Source organism: Sphingobium sp. SCG-1, assembly GCF_002953135.1.
Classification (GTDB): domain Bacteria; phylum Pseudomonadota; class Alphaproteobacteria; order Sphingomonadales; family Sphingomonadaceae; genus Sphingobium.
On the sequence record NZ_CP026372.1, the window covers coordinates 1,071,124 to 1,086,001 of the forward strand.

Here is a 14,878-nt window from a genome sequence, read left to right on the forward strand (position 1 = left end):
AGAGCAAGCGGCGAACGCAAACCAGCGAATCGCCGTGCAAAAACGCATCGATGTTCCGATGCGTGCAGCCCCACTTTACGGCTCTTCCATGCTGTGCGATGGCTGGGCGAACCCGTGTGAGGACGCCGGGCAATCGCAGCGGGATCAGCATGTCCAGCATCGTTCAGTTCGAAAATGTAGGCCTGCGCTATGGCTTGGGCAGCGAGACGCTGAGCGACGTCAGCTTTTCGCTGCACGCCGGGGGCTTCTATTTCCTGACCGGTGCGTCGGGCGCGGGCAAGACGTCGCTGCTTAAATTGCTCTATCTCGCGCAACGGCCGAGCCGCGGCGTGATCCGCCTGTTCAACGAAGACGTTGTGACGTTGCCGCGCAAACGCCTTCCCGGCTTCCGCCGCCGCATCGGCGTGGTGTTTCAGGATTTTCGGCTAGTCCCGCATCTTTCCACCTATGACAATATTGCACTTCCGCTCCGTGTCGCGGGTTTGGAGGAAAGCGAAGTGAGTGCGCCGGTCGCCGAGATGCTGGCCTGGGTGGGGCTCAGCGATCGTGCCGACGCGCGCCCCGCCACATTGTCGGGCGGGGAGCAGCAGCGGGTTGCGATTGCGCGCGCCGTAATTGGCCGCCCCGAAATCCTGATCGCCGACGAACCGACCGGCAACGTCGATCCCGACATGGCGCAGCGTCTGCTCAGCCTGTTCGAGGCGCTGAACAAGCTTGGCACGACCATGGTCGTCGCCACTCATGATCTGCCGTTGATCGGGAAGGTGCCGGGCGCGCAGATGATGCGCCTCGATCGTGGACGGCTTGCCGATCCCACCGGGTCGTTGCGTTATCCTCCCAACCGGCCGCCTGCGTCATGAAAATGCGCATCCGGGGGCAGGGGGCGCGGGATCGAAAAGCGCGCAAGGACAGCGGGACGGCGGCGCGCAATCGCCTGCTGCCCGAGGGACGGGTCGCGGGGCCGATGCCGTGGGTGATCGCAATCATGATGTTCCTGACGGTGCTGATGGCGGCCGCCGCCTTGAGCCTGTTTCAGGCGTCCCGCTCGCTGGGGCAGGATCTGTCGGGCCGCGTCACGATCCAGATCGTCGAGGCCGACGCGTCGGCGCGACGCGATCGCGTTGCGCGGCTGACGAACACGTTGCGCCGCCTGCCCGGCGTCACCGACGTACAGCCTGTCGCCGATCAGGCGCTGGCGGATCAGCTACGGCCATGGCTGGGCGACGATATGTCGGCTATCGACTTGCCGATCCCCGCTCTGGTCGACGCCCGACTGCAAACCAGCGATCCCCGCGCGTTTGACGCCCTGCGCCGGACAGTGGCGCAGGTGGACAGGTCTGCGCGCGTCGAGCCTCATGCGGCTTTTCTGGCGCCGCTGTCTGGCCTTATGACTTCGGTGGCGTGGCTCGCTACCGCGCTGGTGCTCCTGATGGCGCTTGCGACGGCGGCGGTGGTCGTGCTGGCGGCGCGGGGGGCGCATGACAGCCACCGGAGCACGATCGACGTGCTGCATCTGATGGGCGCGACCGACGTTCAGATCGCACGCCTGTTTCAGCGGCGGATCGCGCTCGACGCGCTGTTCGGCGGCGCTCTGGGCTTCACTAGTGCGGTCGCGGTGATCCTCGTCATTGCACAGCGGCTGGCGGCCACCGGTTCGGACCTTCTGCAAAGCATTTCGCTCCCGTTGCCCTACTGGCTGCTCCTGCTGGTGCTTCCCGCCGCAGGCGTCGCGCTGGCGATGCTGACGGCGCGCTGGACGGTGCTCGCCGCGCTGGAGCGGCAATTATGATCGTCCGCTCTGCCTCGCTGATGCTGATAGCCTGGATATTGGGCTTCGCATGGTTCGGCGCATTCCTGCCGCAGCCGCTCGACGGGCGTACGACCGATGCGATTGTCGTGCTGACCGGCGGGGCAGGGCGTCTCGACCGCGGACTGGCGCTGCTGAAGGACGGGGCGGCCAAGCGGATGCTGATCTCCGGGGTGGACCGTTCGGTGCGCCCGGTGGAACTTGCCAATCGCTATAATGTCCCGATGCCGCTGTTCGATTGCTGTGTGACATTGGGCCGGGAGGCCATCGACACGCGGTCCAACGCATTGGAAACGGGGCGCTGGCTCAATCGCCGGAACTTTCGGACGGTGCGTCTCATCACGACTGACTGGCACATGCGCCGCGCCGCGCTCGAACTGCGGCAGGCGCTGCCGGGCGATGTCATACTGGTCTATGACGCGGTGCCCAGCCGCCCGAGCCTGGCGATGCTGTTCAAGGAATATAATAAGTATCTGCTCCGCCGCGTCGTCGCGTTCCTCGGCATATAAGGCTTCGTCATGATTATGATCCGCTCGCTGGCCTTCATGGCCGTGTTCTATGGCCTTTCGCTATTCTGGGTGCTTTGGACGATCGCCGCGGCCCCGTTCGGCACGCGCCATGTGCAGATTGCCGCGACCCGCTGGAGCCGCTTCCATCGCAGGTGCGCCCGCGTCCTTCTCGGCCAGAAAGTCGAAGTGGTCGGTACGCTGCCCTCCGAACCCATGCTCTACGTGCTCAAGCATGAGTCGATGTTCGAGGCGATCGACCTTCTATGCCTGTTCGACGCGCCGATGGTGGCCGCGAAGAAGGAACTGATTGAAATCCCCTTATGGGGTCACGCGGCGCGGCTCTACGGCCTGATTCCGGTGGAGCGCACCGCAGGTCCGGCGGCGATGCGGGCCTTGCGGAAGGCGGCGCTGGATGGGTTGGCCACGGGGCGACCGATCTGCCTGTTCCCCGAAGGCACGCGCGTGCCCCATGGGACATCGCCCGAGTTGCGCGCCGGTTTTGCGGGGCTTTACATGCTGCTGAAGGTGCCGGTGGTGCCGATAGCCGTGAACAGCGGACGCGTATCGCCCCGCCGCACCTGGCTGAAGCGCCCCGGCACCATCACCTATCTGGTCGGCGAAACGATCCCCGCCGGGCTGCCCCGCGCCGAAGCGGAGGCGCGCGCCCATGCGGCGATCAATGCGCTGAACTAAAGGCCGATCAGAACGTTGGTCCCTGCACCGCGCTGTTGGCGGGCTTTGCGGGCTTTGCGGCTGCCAGAGCTTCGGTCAGGCCCGTCGCACGTCCTTCGCGCTCCGCATAATCGCGCGCGGACATGCCCGCAATTGCGTCGCGCTTGTCCGGGTTCGCGCCCTGCGCCACCAGCAGTCGCGTCATGGCGAGGTCGCGCAACTGCACAGCCCGGATCAGCGGCGTTTCGCCATTGTCATTGGCCTTGTCGACAGACGCGCGATTGGCGAGCAACAGGCTGACGCCATCCGCCCAGCGCAACTGCGTCGCCAGCATCAGCGGCGTGTCGCCCGCATTGTTGGCAAGGTCGGGCTTCCCGCCCTTCGCCAGAATGAAGTTGAGCCACGTCAGGTCGCGGCGCGCCACTACGATATGGAGCGCCGTTTCGCCATTCTTCAGGTCACGCGTATTGACGACGGTGCCGCCCGGCTTCTCGATCAGCTTCGTCGCCTTGTCGCCGTCGCGGTCCTTGACGGCTTTCAAAAAATTGAAGCTGTCGGAAAATTGCGCCTGCGCCACGCTCGGCATCATCATCGCCGCAATAGGCATGCCAATGACCATGCTGCGCACCGCCATCATAAGCGCCGCGCGTACCAACTGCCGTTTCATCGTCTTGACCCCGTTTCCAATTGCTAAATGCAACCTAGCAGGGCATGGCTGGCTACGCCATGAACAAAGCGTCATTCTTCCTCGCCACCCTTGCTTTTGCAGGGCTTTCCGCCTGTTCGCCCAATGGCGGCGGGTCCAATTCCGTACAGGAAGCGCCTCTGGCCGGCGCCCGGATCGGCGCGCCTTTCACGCTCACGGATCAGGATGGAAAGAGCGTGAGCTGGGACAGCTTCAAGGGCAAATACCGGATCGTCTATTTCGGCTACACTTTCTGCCCGGACGTATGCCCGGTCGATTTGCAGAAGATCATGCAGGCCTTCACCCGGTTCGAAAAGCAGAAGCCCGCGCTGTCGGCCAAGGTGCAGCCGATCTTCATCAGCGTCGATCCCGAGCGTGACACAGTGCCGGTCATCAAGAATTACGTGACTGCCTTCCATCCCCGGCTGATCGGCCTCACCGGCAGGCCGGAGCAGATCGCGAAAGTCGCCAAGGACTTCGCTGTCATCTATTCCAAGGAGAGCGAGGGCGAAAATTACCTCGTCAGCCACAGCCGCACGCCGTATTTGTTCGGGCCGCAGGGCAATCCGATCGCACTTATCCCCGTGGGCGAAAATGCGGAAGCGACGCCCGACGCCATTCTCGCGACACTCGACCAATGGGTGAAGTAGCCTTCTGGGAAAAGCCGCTCGCCGCGCTGGACCGGGCGGAGTGGGAGGCCTTATGCGACGGCTGTGGTAAATGCTGCCTGCACAAGGTCGAGGATGAGGACACCGGCAACATCTATCCCACCAACGTCGCGTGCCGCCTGCTCGATCGCGACTCCGGCTCGTGCACGCATTATCGCGGTCGGCGCGTCTTCGTGCCCGATTGCGTGCGGCTGACGGCGAAGCTCGTCGATCAGATCTCGTGGCTCCCGCGCACCTGCGCTTACCGGCTGCGCGGCGAGGGAAAGCCGTTGCCGGACTGGCACTATCTGATTAGCGGCGACCGGGAAGCCGTACACCGCGCGCGCGAATCCGTGCGTGGCTGGACGGTGGCGGAAGTGGAGGCGGGCGATCTGGAAAACCATATTGTCGATCGCGACATCTAAGACGGCCGATGACAGTGCGATCATGGTGGACGGCGAGCGCATTGCCGTTCGCGTGTGCCGGTCGGCACGCGCGCGCAGCTATCGCCTGACGCTGGACACGAAGCGCGGGGGGCTGCGCCTGTCGATGCCCGCGCGGGCCAGTGTGCGCAAGGCGCTCGGCTGGGCGCAGGGGCATGAAGCATGGGTCCGCGATCAGATGGCCCGCGCACCCCAAGCGATTGCTCTACGCAGCGGCGCGACCTTTCAACTGGAGGGCCGCGACACGCTCATCGTCTGGGACGCCGCTGCGCCGCGCCGCGTAATGCGTGTAGGCGACAGCGTGATCGTCGGCGGACCGGAGGATGCAGTGGGTCCACGCGTCCTGCGCTGGCTGAAGGCAGAGGCTAAGCGCGTGCTCGAGTTGGAGACGCGGGAGATCGCAGACAGGCACGGGCTGGCCGTGGCCAGCGTCGGGCTCGGCGATCCGAAGTCACGCTGGGGCAGTTGCGCGTCGTCGGGCGTCATCCGCTATAGCTGGCGGCTGATATTGTGCCCGCCGCACGTTCGCCGCGCGACCGTGGCGCACGAAGTCGCACATCTGCTGCACATGGATCACAGCCCCGCCTTCCACGCGGCACATGCGCGCCTGCTCGGAGATGACCCCAGACCGGCGCGCGCATGGCTGAAGATGCACGGTGGCGCACTGCATCACGTCGGACTGTGATCGCCGGGGGGTGACAGCCACCGGCCGCTATGCAATGGGGCCGACAACAGGGAGAGCGCAGCGATGGCAGGCCGATATTTCGACGAATGGCAGATTGGGGACCGGATCGTGCATGAGATCCGCCGCACCGTCACCGAAACCGACAACCTGCTGTTCTCGACGATGACACACAATCCTCAGCCGCTGCACCTCGACCTGGAGGCTGCGAAGGCGAGCGAATTCGGTCAGATCCTCGTCAATGGCACCTTCACCTTCGCGCTGATGGTCGGCTTGTCGGTCGGCGACACTACCTTGGGCACACTCGTCGCCAATCTTGGCTACGACAAGCTGGTTATGCCCAAGCCCGTCTTCATCGGCGACACGATGCGCGCCGAAACCGAGGTCGTGGAGCTTAAGGACAGCAAGTCCCGCCCCGGCGCTGGCATCGTCACTTTCCGCCACGAACTCGTCAATCAGCGCCAAGAGATTGTCTGCCAATGCCTGCGGACCGCGCTTCTCCAGAGGAAAGCCGCATGAAGCTGCGCTCGCTCCTGTTCGTACCCGGCGATCGGCCTGAGCGGATGGCGAAGGCGCTCGGGTTAGGCGCCGACGCGCTGATCCTCGATCTGGAAGATTCCGTCGCGCTCCCGGCGAAGGACACGGCGCGAGCAGCGACGGCGGCATTCCTCCGGACGGCAGACCGCACGGCGCGGTTATTCGTGCGAATCAATCCCATCGATGGCGACTTGGCCGCGCGCGATCTGGACGCGATCCTCGATGCCCGCCCCGACGCGATCGTCCTTCCAAAGGCAGAGGGCGCCGCCAGCGTGCAGGCGCTCGCGGTCAGGTCCGGCGACATTCCGATCATGCCCATCGCAACGGAAACCCCGGCGGCCATATTCCAGCTCGGCAGCTTTGCATCCGTGCACGACAAGCTGGTCGGTCTCACCTGGGGCGCGGAGGATCTGCCCGCCGCCATCGGCGCGACCACATCGCGACATGAGGACGGCAGCTACACGCCACCCTATGAGATCGCCCGCGCCCTGACGCTGTTCGCGGCGCACGCTGCGGGCGTGGCCGCCATCGAAACCGTCTATCCTGCCTTCCGCGATCTGGACGGTCTTGCCGCCTATGCCGCGCGCGCCCGCCGCGACGGCTTCACTGGTATGATGGCGATCCACCCTTCGCAGGTCGCCGTCATCAACGCCGCGTTTCAGCCCACCGAGGCGGAGATCGCCCACGCCCGCGCCGTCATCGCAGCGTTCGAGAACAGCGCATCGTCCGGCGCGCTTCAGCTTGACGGCAAAATGATCGACGCTCCCCATCTGGCGCAGGCGCGTGCAATCCTGGCGAAATCATCCGCAACCTGAGCGACATGCCGTCGACAACGCATTACGGATAATTGCTTACGTAATGCACGCCATTCCCCTGACGCCACCGATGGCTTAGGTATTTCGCCAGGATCGGGCCGTCGTACGGCCGGTCTTGGCAGATCGGGCGATCGTCAGCGCACCAATCGTCTGTCCCTTATTCTGGCTGAAACTTCCTGAAGGGGGATCGCGCGTTGCAGCAGGGCGATGGGGGAAGCGAGTATATTCGCCTGGGACCTGCCAATGCAGTGCCATCTCGCCCGCCTCTTTTTCTCTCGTTATGGCGCAATCAGAGCGTAAGAGGTGCCGCCGTGTTCGCGTTCAGCGGCGCGGCCTTCGCCGCTGGCAACCTGCTCCTCGCACTCAAACTCTCCACGACCGACTATGGCAGTTTCGCTCTTGTCGTGGCGGTTCTCGTGCTCAGTTCCAGCATAGCCCCGCTCGGCCTGGACCAGTTGATGCTCCGGCGGCACATTCCGCTGAACCGCCGCGCCCTGATGCCGCTGCTCGCTTCGGCGACGGCGATCGCGGTGATCGCGGCGGCGTTTACGCTCTACGCCTATAAGCTGGAGATAATCGAAATCGTCGCGCTCGCACTTGCGACCGTAACGGCGGCGGTCCTGCGGACGGTGGCGGGAAGCCTGCGCCGTCATGGCTACGCGATGACTGCGAACATGGTCGATACGTCGAGCGACTGGATCATCCTGCTCCTCAGCCTGCTCGCCGTGGTCGGCGTGATCTCCACCGGCACGGCGGCCACGGTCGGCTATCTGATCGGCCTGATGCTGGTGACGCTCGCGGGCGCGGCGTTGCTGCGGCATCTGGAACGCAACGTGAAGTTCCGTGTCGAACGCATAGACTTCAGGGAAGCCGGCTCTCTGCTCGGCATCGCCGCAGCCGGAGCCGCGCTCGTGCAACTGGAGCGGCTGCTCATCCCGCTGCTCCTGACGCTGGCCGATCTCGCGACGTTTGCCGTGCTCGCCGCAGTGGCCATCGCCCCGTTCCGCGTAATGGGCGCGGGCATCGTCACTTCGCTTGCCCAGCAGATCCGGCGTGCCCACAGTCCGGAGGCGCGGCGCAAGGCACTGCTCCATGAAACCCAGATTTTCGTTGGGCTGTCCGCGCTCGCCTGCCTGTTTGTCCTAGTCGTCGGGCCATGGGCGGCGGATGTCCTGACTGGCGGCAAATATCAGGTGAGCCTGCTGCTCGCCGCCGCCGCCTGCATCAACGGCGTGGGCAAGGTGCTACAGGCGCTGCCGCGCGCCGTCATCGTCGGAGGCGGAACGCCGCGTGACCTGCATGGTGCGAATATGTCGATCTGGCTCTGCGTCCTCGGCACCGTAGTGGGGTCCGTCATTGGCTATCCGGCAGGGTTAGCGGGTCTGGTGGCGGGCGCGGCGATCGGCAACATCGTCGCGACTCTGCCGCTCGCCATCATCGCGCGCCGGATGCTGAGACCCGTCGATCAACCGGGCCTCGCCTGAACGATTTTGGCTTGGTCCGCCTGCGCGGCGACCCTATATCCCGCTCATGACCGATATCACCTCCCAATTCACGGACGCTCGTGGCTTCCTTTATCGCGACGGCTTGCTCGATCCCGACGGCGCGCGTCGCCTCACTGCGCAGGCGCTCGACAAATGCGACGACGGCGAACTCTACCTGCAATATCGCGCGTCCGAGAGCTTCGGCTTTGACGATGGCCGCCTCAAGACCGCTGACTATTCCACTGACGCGGGCTTTGGCCTGCGCGGCGTTTCTGGGGAGATGACCGGCTTTGCCCACGCCAACGACATCAGCGAAGCGGCGATACGCCGCGCCGCCGAGACTCTGACATTGCTCGATCCGACCACTGGAACGCCCGCCGCGCCGCCGCAGCGGACCAACCGCCACCTCTATACCGACGCCAACCCAATGGAGATCGTGCCCTTCGCCGAGAAGGTCGCGCTCTGCGCAGAGATCGACGCCGCTGCCCGCGCCCGCGATCCGCGCGTCGCGCAAGTGTCCGTCAGCCTCGCCGGAAGCTGGTCCGTCGTCGAAGTCGTCCGCGCCGACGGTTTCGTCGCCACCGATATCCGCCCGCTGGTGCGCCTCAACGTTTCGATCATCCTTGAAGAAAATGGCCGCCGCGAATCCGGGGTCTATGGCATGGGTGGCCGCTATCTCTACGATCAGGTGATGGCGCCGGAAATCTGGAACCGCGCCATCGACGAGGCGCTAGCGCAGGCACGCGTCAACCTGTCCTCCGTCGCTGCGCCCGCAGGCGAGATGACTGTCCTCCTCGGCCCCGGCTGGCCCGGCATCGTTCTGCACGAAGCAATCGGCCATGGCCTGGAAGGCGACTTCAACCGCAAGGGCACGTCCGCCTTCAGCGGCCGGATCGGCCAGCGCGTCGCTGCGCCAGGCGTCACGGTCGTCGACGACGGCAGCCTCGCCAATCGCCGCGGGTCGCTCAGCATCGACGACGAAGGCACGCCAACGCAGGAAAACGTCTTGATCGAGGACGGTATATTGCGCGGATACATGCAGGATCGCCTGAACGCCCGGCTGATGGGCGTAGCGCCGACGGGCAATGGCCGCCGCGAAAGCTATGCGCACGGCCCCATGCCCCGCATGACCAACACCTTCATGCGCGGCGGCGACGACGATCCCGCCGAATTGCTCAGCCGCGTGCAGAACGGCATATTCGCCAAGAGCTTCGGCGGCGGACAGGTGGATATCGTCTCCGGCAAGTTCGTCTTCTCCTGCACCGAAGCCTATCGCATCGTGAACGGCAAGATCGGCGATCCGATCAAGGGCGCGACGCTGATCGGCGACGGCCCGACCGCGCTCACCAAAGTCACTGGCATCGGCAATGACATGGCGCTCGACGAGGGTATCGGCATGTGTGGCAAGGGCGGACAGAGCGTGCCCGCAGGCGTAGGCCAACCCACATTGCTGATGGAAGGCCTGACGGTCGGCGGCACCGCAGCCTAACTAGTCGGTATTATTCCAAGCGCATGGAACTATCGTCTTCAAAGCGTGTTTCCGTGCCCATTTTTTATGCAATGCATAATGGCTGCCCAAATTTGTAGCAGCCCGGTAACGGAAACGGCCGCATCCCCGTCAGGCAATCATGCGTTAACCATTGTTTAACAAACTGGCACGCTGCTTGCTTACCTTTCTGTCGCACACCAGAATAAGGGGGCGACATGAAACTTGTCATGGCTATCATAAAGCCGTTCAAGCTCGATGACGTAAGGGAGGCTCTGTCGGCCTTGGGCGTCGCGGGCATGACGGTCAGCGAAGTAAAGGGCTTTGGCCGTCAAAAGGGCCAGACCGAAATCTACCGCGGCGCGGAATATTCGACCAACATGGTTCCGAAGATCAAGATCGAGGTGGTCTGCGACGATGACCTCGCGCCTCGCGTAGTGGAAGCCGCACAGCAGGCCGCCAACAGCGGCGCGATCGGCGATGGCAAGATTTTCGTGCTCGACGTAGGTCAGGCCGTGCGGATTCGTACCGGCGAGACCGGCGAAACCGCGCTGTAAGAAAGGGGGAATAATGACTGTTTCCAGAAAACTTTGCAGTGCGGTGGGAGCGATTGGCGCTTCCCTCTTCACTGCCGTGCCTGCCTTTGCGCAGGCTGCCGCCGGGCCGATCAAGGCACCGACGATCGAACAGATGGCGACCATGGTCAACAAGGGCGACACCGCCTGGATGCTGATCTCGGCAGCGCTGGTGTTGATGATGTCGATCCCCGGCCTCGCACTTTTCTACGGCGGCCTCGTCCGCACGAAAAACATGCTCAGCGTGCTGATGCAGGTGTTCATGATCGTCTCGGTTGCGGGTCTGGTGTGGACCTGCTGGGGCTACTCGATCGCCTTCACCAGCGGCGGCGACAACCACTTCTTCGGTGGCCTGTCCAAGGCGTTCCTGATGGGCGTCGATGGCACTACCTTCGGCGCGACCTTCAGCAACAACGTCTACATCCCCGAACTCGTGTTCGTGGTGTTCCAGATGACGTTCGCGATGATTACGCCCGCGCTGATCGTCGGCGCCTTTGCGGAGCGCGTGAAGTTCTCCGCGCTGATCGTGTTCGTGGTCCTGTGGCTCACCGCCATCTACTTCCCGATGGCGCATATGGTCTGGTACTGGGCCGGTCCTGACTTCCTCATCGACGCACCGACTGACGCTGGTCTGCTGTGGAGCTGGGGCGCTCTCGACTTCGCTGGCGGCACCGTGGTGCACATCAACGCCGGTATCGCGGGCCTCGTCGGCTGCCTCATCATCGGCAAGCGCATCGGCTATCCCAAGGAACCGATGGCACCGCACTCGCTGACGATGACCATGATCGGCGCAAGCCTGCTGTGGGTCGGCTGGTTCGGTTTCAACGCTGGTTCCAACCTGGAAGCCAATGGCGTCACCGGCGTAGCCTTCATCAACACGATGGTCGCAACCTGTGCGGCGGCAGTAAGCTGGGCCCTGGTTGAGCAGTTCCATCACGGCAAGCCTTCGCTACTTGGCGCAGTTACCGGCGCAGTTGCCGGTCTGGTCGCCATCACCCCGGCGGCTGGCTACGGCGCACCGATGACTTCCATCGTGCTCGGCTTCGTGGTGTCCCCGATCTGCTACTTCTTCGTGGCAAGCATCAAGGGCAAGCTTGGCTATGACGACAGCCTCGACGTGTTCGGCGTCCACTGCATCGGCGGCATCGTCGGCGCGATCGCCACGGGCATCGTCGCTTCGCCGGCACTCGGTGGGCAGGGCGTGTTCGACTACACGGTGTTCCCCGCCGGCTTCGACGCGAGCAGCTACTCGATCGCCTCGCAAGTGGTGATCCAGATCAAGGCCGTGCTCTTCACCCTGGTGTTCTCAGGGGTCGGCAGCGCCATCCTGTTCATCCTCATCGACAAGACCATCGGTCTTCGTCCGACGGCAGACGCCGAGCAGGAAGGTCTCGACCTCTCCAGCCATGGCGAACGCGCTTACAACTATTGATGACTTCGGCAGGGCGGGCCGCGACGAACGGCCCGCCCGCCACACGATGTTCCTCCTGCGAACAAACACTGGGCCGGTGCGAAAGCATCGGCCTTTTTTTATATGGGCTTCAGGGGGAGGCTGGGGCCTGAAGGCGCTTCATTCGACCTGATATCTGCTGCGGCAATCCGATCAGGCCAGCAGAGCATGGGCGAGACCTGGCCGTCTCACACATGCGAGCCACCATCTGCAATGCGGAATTATCTTGACATAACGAACCATATAGGTTATACGCCACAGCACTTCCAACGCACCTGATCGAGGCGAAGGCAAGTGAAGGTTCTTGCTTGGCGGCTTGGCTGTCATGCAGGAGCGGTCGGCGCGGAACCATCCAGCATAAGAAGACGGATATCCGCATACTGCCGGCTTTCTGGTACCGTGGACTGTAGGGGCGTCGCGTCAGCGGCCAACCAGTAATTGCCTCCAAATGCCCGAAAGGGAGCAGCAGACCCGCCGGATCGCCAAAACATAAAGCCTCGACGCTTTATACTGAAACTATAGGCTACCAAGTCGTCGAGCCTGGGTGACCGAGGCAAGGACGCGCCGACCGTAATCCTTCTTCCATCAGCAGGGCCAGTGCGCCTGCCGGAGCAAATCCAACATATTTTATCTGAGCTAGTCAGCGGCTCCGGTCTTATCGCTAACGCGCTTAAGGCGGATCACGTCGCGCCGACACCGCCCTCGCTAGAATATGCCGACCGCGCTCTGTGCCCAAACGATGGCCACCGCCGCCATCAGCGCCCCGCCGATCACGACTCGCTGTGTGTTGTCCCGCGTCATGCCCGCTGCGATCTCATAGATCACTTCGGCTCCGATCAGCAGTCCGCCCGCCATGATAAAGTCGGCCACATCCCACGCCACTTCGCGGGTGAACTGCATGGCTATCAGCGGCAGCAGCAGAAGCGCAGCGATCGCCGCCCACCGCGCCGTCCGCCATCCACTTGTGCCGTCAGTGTGCCTTGCCCACATTCTCATCGCGCAACCTCGTCACGGACGTGGGGCAAATCTTTCACGACTAGCCGGATTTCGCAAGAGGCTGCGGCCCCGCGCGGCCCTACTCCCGCCCGGCGCGCATCGCCGCGCCCGCCGCGAATGGCGTGATCCCCACCAGCAACAGCGAACAGGCCGCGAGCAACTTGAGCGCACTCCCGCTATGATCCCCCAGCGATCCGGCGCCGAAGATCAGCAGCGGCACCGCCAGCGGCAGCGCCAGCAACCCTGCCAACGCCCCGCTCGACCGCAGCCCCGCCGTCAGCGCGCTGACCATTAGCCCCAAGGCCGCCAGCGCGGGCGTACCCAGCAACAGCCCCAGTTCCAAGGTCGCAATCGTGCCCCCGTTCAGCTTCAGCAGCGCCGCCGCAGGCACCACCGCCACCATCAACGGCGGCCCGAACCCCAGCCAGTGCGCCACCAGCTTGGCCACCGCGATCAGCTCGTCGCCAATCCCGCGCAGCACCAGTTGATCCAGCACGCCGCTGTCCCGATCCGGCGCGACCAGCCGATCGACCGGCAACAGGCTCGCCAGCAGCGCCGCGATCCACAGCATGCCGCCCCCGGTCCGCGCCAGCAGCGCCGCATCCGGCCCCACCGCAAAGGGAAACAACGCCGCCACCAGCAGCAGAAACGCGACCGGCAGCCACAATCCGCCCGACCGCCACGCCAGCGCCGCATCGCGCGCGATCAGGGCGGGCAGGGCGCTCATGCCTCTGTCTCGACCGGGCGATAGGCAGCCACGTCCACTTCGACGGCGCCCGGCAAAGGCAGCGCCTGATGCGACGCCGCCAATATGATCCCTCCGGCCTCGAGATGCCGCGCCATCACCGCGCCCAGCAATGCGACCGACCCCTCGTCCAATCCATTGCTCGGTTCATCCAGCAACCAGATCGGCGCACCGCTCGCCAGCACCCGCGCCAAGACCGCCCGCTTGCGCTGCCCGGTCGAGAGCATCCGCACCGGCACGTCCGCCAGTCGCGTCAGGTCCATCGCCCCCAATGCATGGCCGACCGCGCCCGCCGCAGCCCCATCGACGCGCGCCCAGAACCCCAAGGCCCGCGCTAACGGCGCCTGCATCTCCAGCGCCAGATTCTCGTCGCACAGCGCCATCGCCCCCTCATGCGACACGCTCCCCGCAAAGACCGGCAGCAACCCCGCAACCGCCCGGATCAGGCTCGACTTGCCCGTGCCATTCGGCCCGCGCAGCACCGCGCATTCCCCCGCCCCAAGCGAAAGATCGACGCCGGTCAGCAGCATCCGCCCCCCGCGCACGCACGCCACGCCAGACAGTCGCAATGCCGCGCTCATGGTGCGCCTAGGTCCTCCAGCGCATGCATGTCATCATCGGACAGGCCGAAATGATGCCCCACTTCATGCACGACGACATGGGTAATCAGCGCCTCCAGCGACACGCCCGTCTCCACCCATTCGTCCAGCAGAGGGCGGCGGTACAGTTGGATCGTCGCGGGCAAGTCACCCGTCTGCGGCTCCACGCCCACGGGCCGCCCGGAATACAGGCCAGTCAGATCGAACGGATCCTCGATCCCCATTTCCTGAAGCACCGCGGCCTCGGCAAAATCCTCCACAAACAGCACGACATCGCTTAGGAACGCGTCGAACGGCGGTGGCAGGCGGGACAATGTGGAAAGGGCAAGCGTCTCGATCAATGCCGCGTCCGGCGCAATCAGCCCCTGGTGACCTTGATCCGTCATCGCAGCGGCATAGATTAGTATCTTCTCCAGCGCCAGCCAGGCGGCGCACCCACCAACAGGATGTCTTATAGATGATCGAGAAACTGGATGACGCCCTGCGCGCCATCGCTTTGAACGACTTGCCCGAATGGACGCCGGTGGCCGAACCGGACGGAATTTCCCGCACATTTTCCTTTGCCAGCTTCGTCGAGGCATTCGGCTTCATGACAAAGGTCGCACTGCTTGCCGAAAAGGCGGACCATCACCCCGAATGGTCCAACGTCTATAATCGCGTGCATATCCTGCTGACGACTCACGATGCTGGCGGTGTGTCCCAGCGCGACGTTGACCTGGCAACGCAGATCAACGCCCTGGCCTGAC

At 64.3% G+C, this 14,878-nt stretch carries 18 protein-coding genes and 1 pseudogene; 14 read left to right on the forward strand and 5 right to left on the reverse strand.

Features of this window, described 5'->3' with window-relative positions:
* Positions 1–149 precede the first annotated feature (149 nt).
* Genes ftsE through C1T17_RS04890 form a run of 4 tightly spaced genes read left to right on the forward strand, consistent with a single transcriptional unit; the run spans position 150 to position 3,009 of the window.
* Complete coding sequence (gene ftsE / locus C1T17_RS04875; protein ID WP_104955003.1) at positions 150–860, forward strand: cell division ATP-binding protein FtsE; 711 nt, start codon at positions 150–152, stop codon at positions 858–860.
* Between the two features lie 2 nt (positions 861–862).
* Positions 863–1,789 (forward strand): cell division protein FtsX, encoded by a 927-nt coding sequence (locus C1T17_RS04880; RefSeq protein ID WP_104955004.1) that lies wholly within the window; start codon positions 863–865, stop codon positions 1,787–1,789.
* Positions 1,786–2,316 (forward strand): YdcF family protein, encoded by a 531-nt coding sequence (locus C1T17_RS04885; protein WP_104952477.1) that lies wholly within the window; start codon positions 1,786–1,788, stop codon positions 2,314–2,316. The genes C1T17_RS04880 and C1T17_RS04885 overlap by 4 nt, the downstream gene beginning before the upstream one ends.
* A gap of 9 nt (positions 2,317–2,325) precedes the next feature.
* Positions 2,326–3,009, forward strand: coding sequence for a lysophospholipid acyltransferase family protein (locus C1T17_RS04890; protein ID WP_104952478.1), 684 nt, complete (start codon positions 2,326–2,328; stop codon positions 3,007–3,009).
* A gap of 7 nt (positions 3,010–3,016) precedes the next feature.
* Here C1T17_RS04890 and C1T17_RS04895 read toward each other — a convergent pair whose 3' ends face one another.
* The gene (locus C1T17_RS04895) at positions 3,017–3,625 is read right to left on the reverse strand and encodes an ankyrin repeat domain-containing protein (RefSeq protein ID WP_189338576.1); all 609 of its coding nucleotides are present in this window, start codon (positions 3,623–3,625) and stop codon (positions 3,017–3,019) included.
* A gap of 74 nt (positions 3,626–3,699) precedes the next feature.
* Between C1T17_RS04895 and C1T17_RS04900 the strand changes: the two genes are divergently transcribed.
* The 9 genes and pseudogenes from C1T17_RS04900 to C1T17_RS04940 all read left to right on the forward strand — a co-directional run bounded on the left by C1T17_RS04900 (position 3,700) and on the right by C1T17_RS04940 (position 11,774).
* Positions 3,700–4,323: an SCO family protein gene (locus tag C1T17_RS04900; protein WP_104952480.1), complete on the forward strand. Its 624-nt coding sequence runs from the start codon at positions 3,700–3,702 to the stop codon at positions 4,321–4,323.
* On the forward strand, positions 4,311–4,745 hold the full coding sequence (locus tag C1T17_RS04905; protein WP_104952481.1) for a YcgN family cysteine cluster protein: 435 nt from the start codon (positions 4,311–4,313) through the stop codon (positions 4,743–4,745). The genes C1T17_RS04900 and C1T17_RS04905 overlap by 13 nt, the downstream gene beginning before the upstream one ends.
* 22 nt (positions 4,746–4,767) lie before the next feature.
* Complete coding sequence (locus C1T17_RS04910) at positions 4,768–5,448, forward strand: M48 family metallopeptidase (RefSeq protein WP_104955005.1); 681 nt, start codon at positions 4,768–4,770, stop codon at positions 5,446–5,448.
* A gap of 57 nt (positions 5,449–5,505) precedes the next feature.
* Positions 5,506–5,964: pseudogene (locus tag C1T17_RS04915) on the forward strand (MaoC family dehydratase); the annotation flags it as partial.
* A complete protein-coding gene (locus tag C1T17_RS04920) occupies positions 5,961–6,797 on the forward strand; it encodes an HpcH/HpaI aldolase/citrate lyase family protein (RefSeq protein ID WP_104952483.1) in 837 nt (278 codons plus the stop codon). The pseudogene C1T17_RS04915 and the gene C1T17_RS04920, both read left to right, overlap by 4 nt.
* A 311-nt stretch (positions 6,798–7,108) precedes the next feature.
* A complete protein-coding gene (locus C1T17_RS04925) occupies positions 7,109–8,281 on the forward strand; it encodes a hypothetical protein (protein WP_104952484.1) in 1,173 nt (390 codons plus the stop codon).
* Positions 8,282–8,327: 46 nt separating this feature from the next.
* Positions 8,328–9,770 (forward strand): metalloprotease TldD, encoded by a 1,443-nt coding sequence (tldD, locus tag C1T17_RS04930; RefSeq protein WP_104952485.1) that lies wholly within the window; start codon positions 8,328–8,330, stop codon positions 9,768–9,770.
* A gap of 215 nt (positions 9,771–9,985) precedes the next feature.
* A complete protein-coding gene (locus C1T17_RS04935; RefSeq protein ID WP_104952486.1) occupies positions 9,986–10,324 on the forward strand; it encodes a P-II family nitrogen regulator in 339 nt (112 codons plus the stop codon).
* A 13-nt stretch (positions 10,325–10,337) separates the two neighbouring features.
* Entirely contained in the window at positions 10,338–11,774 is a 1,437-nt protein-coding gene (locus C1T17_RS04940; protein WP_104952487.1) for an ammonium transporter, read from the forward strand.
* Positions 11,775–12,497: 723 nt separating this feature from the next.
* Here C1T17_RS04940 and C1T17_RS04945 read toward each other — a convergent pair.
* The 4 genes from C1T17_RS04945 to C1T17_RS04960 all read right to left on the reverse strand — a co-directional run bounded on the left by C1T17_RS04945 (position 12,498) and on the right by C1T17_RS04960 (position 14,518).
* Complete coding sequence (locus C1T17_RS04945; protein ID WP_104952488.1) at positions 12,498–12,788, reverse strand: hypothetical protein; 291 nt, start codon at positions 12,786–12,788, stop codon at positions 12,498–12,500.
* Between the two features lie 79 nt (positions 12,789–12,867).
* Positions 12,868–13,515: a heme exporter protein CcmB gene (locus C1T17_RS04950; protein ID WP_104952489.1), complete on the reverse strand. Its 648-nt coding sequence runs from the start codon at positions 13,513–13,515 to the stop codon at positions 12,868–12,870.
* Positions 13,512–14,114, reverse strand: coding sequence for a heme ABC exporter ATP-binding protein CcmA (ccmA, locus tag C1T17_RS04955; protein WP_104952490.1), 603 nt, complete (start codon positions 14,112–14,114; stop codon positions 13,512–13,514). The genes C1T17_RS04950 and ccmA overlap by 4 nt, the downstream gene beginning before the upstream one ends.
* Entirely contained in the window at positions 14,111–14,518 is a 408-nt protein-coding gene (locus C1T17_RS04960; protein WP_104952491.1) for a metallopeptidase family protein, read from the reverse strand. Before C1T17_RS04960 ends, ccmA begins: the two co-directional genes overlap by 4 nt.
* 71 nt (positions 14,519–14,589) lie before the next feature.
* Here C1T17_RS04960 and C1T17_RS04965 point away from each other — a divergent pair, with 71 nt between their 5' ends.
* On the forward strand, positions 14,590–14,877 hold the full coding sequence (locus C1T17_RS04965; RefSeq protein ID WP_104952492.1) for a 4a-hydroxytetrahydrobiopterin dehydratase: 288 nt from the start codon (positions 14,590–14,592) through the stop codon (positions 14,875–14,877).
* Position 14,878: the final 1 nt, after the last annotated feature.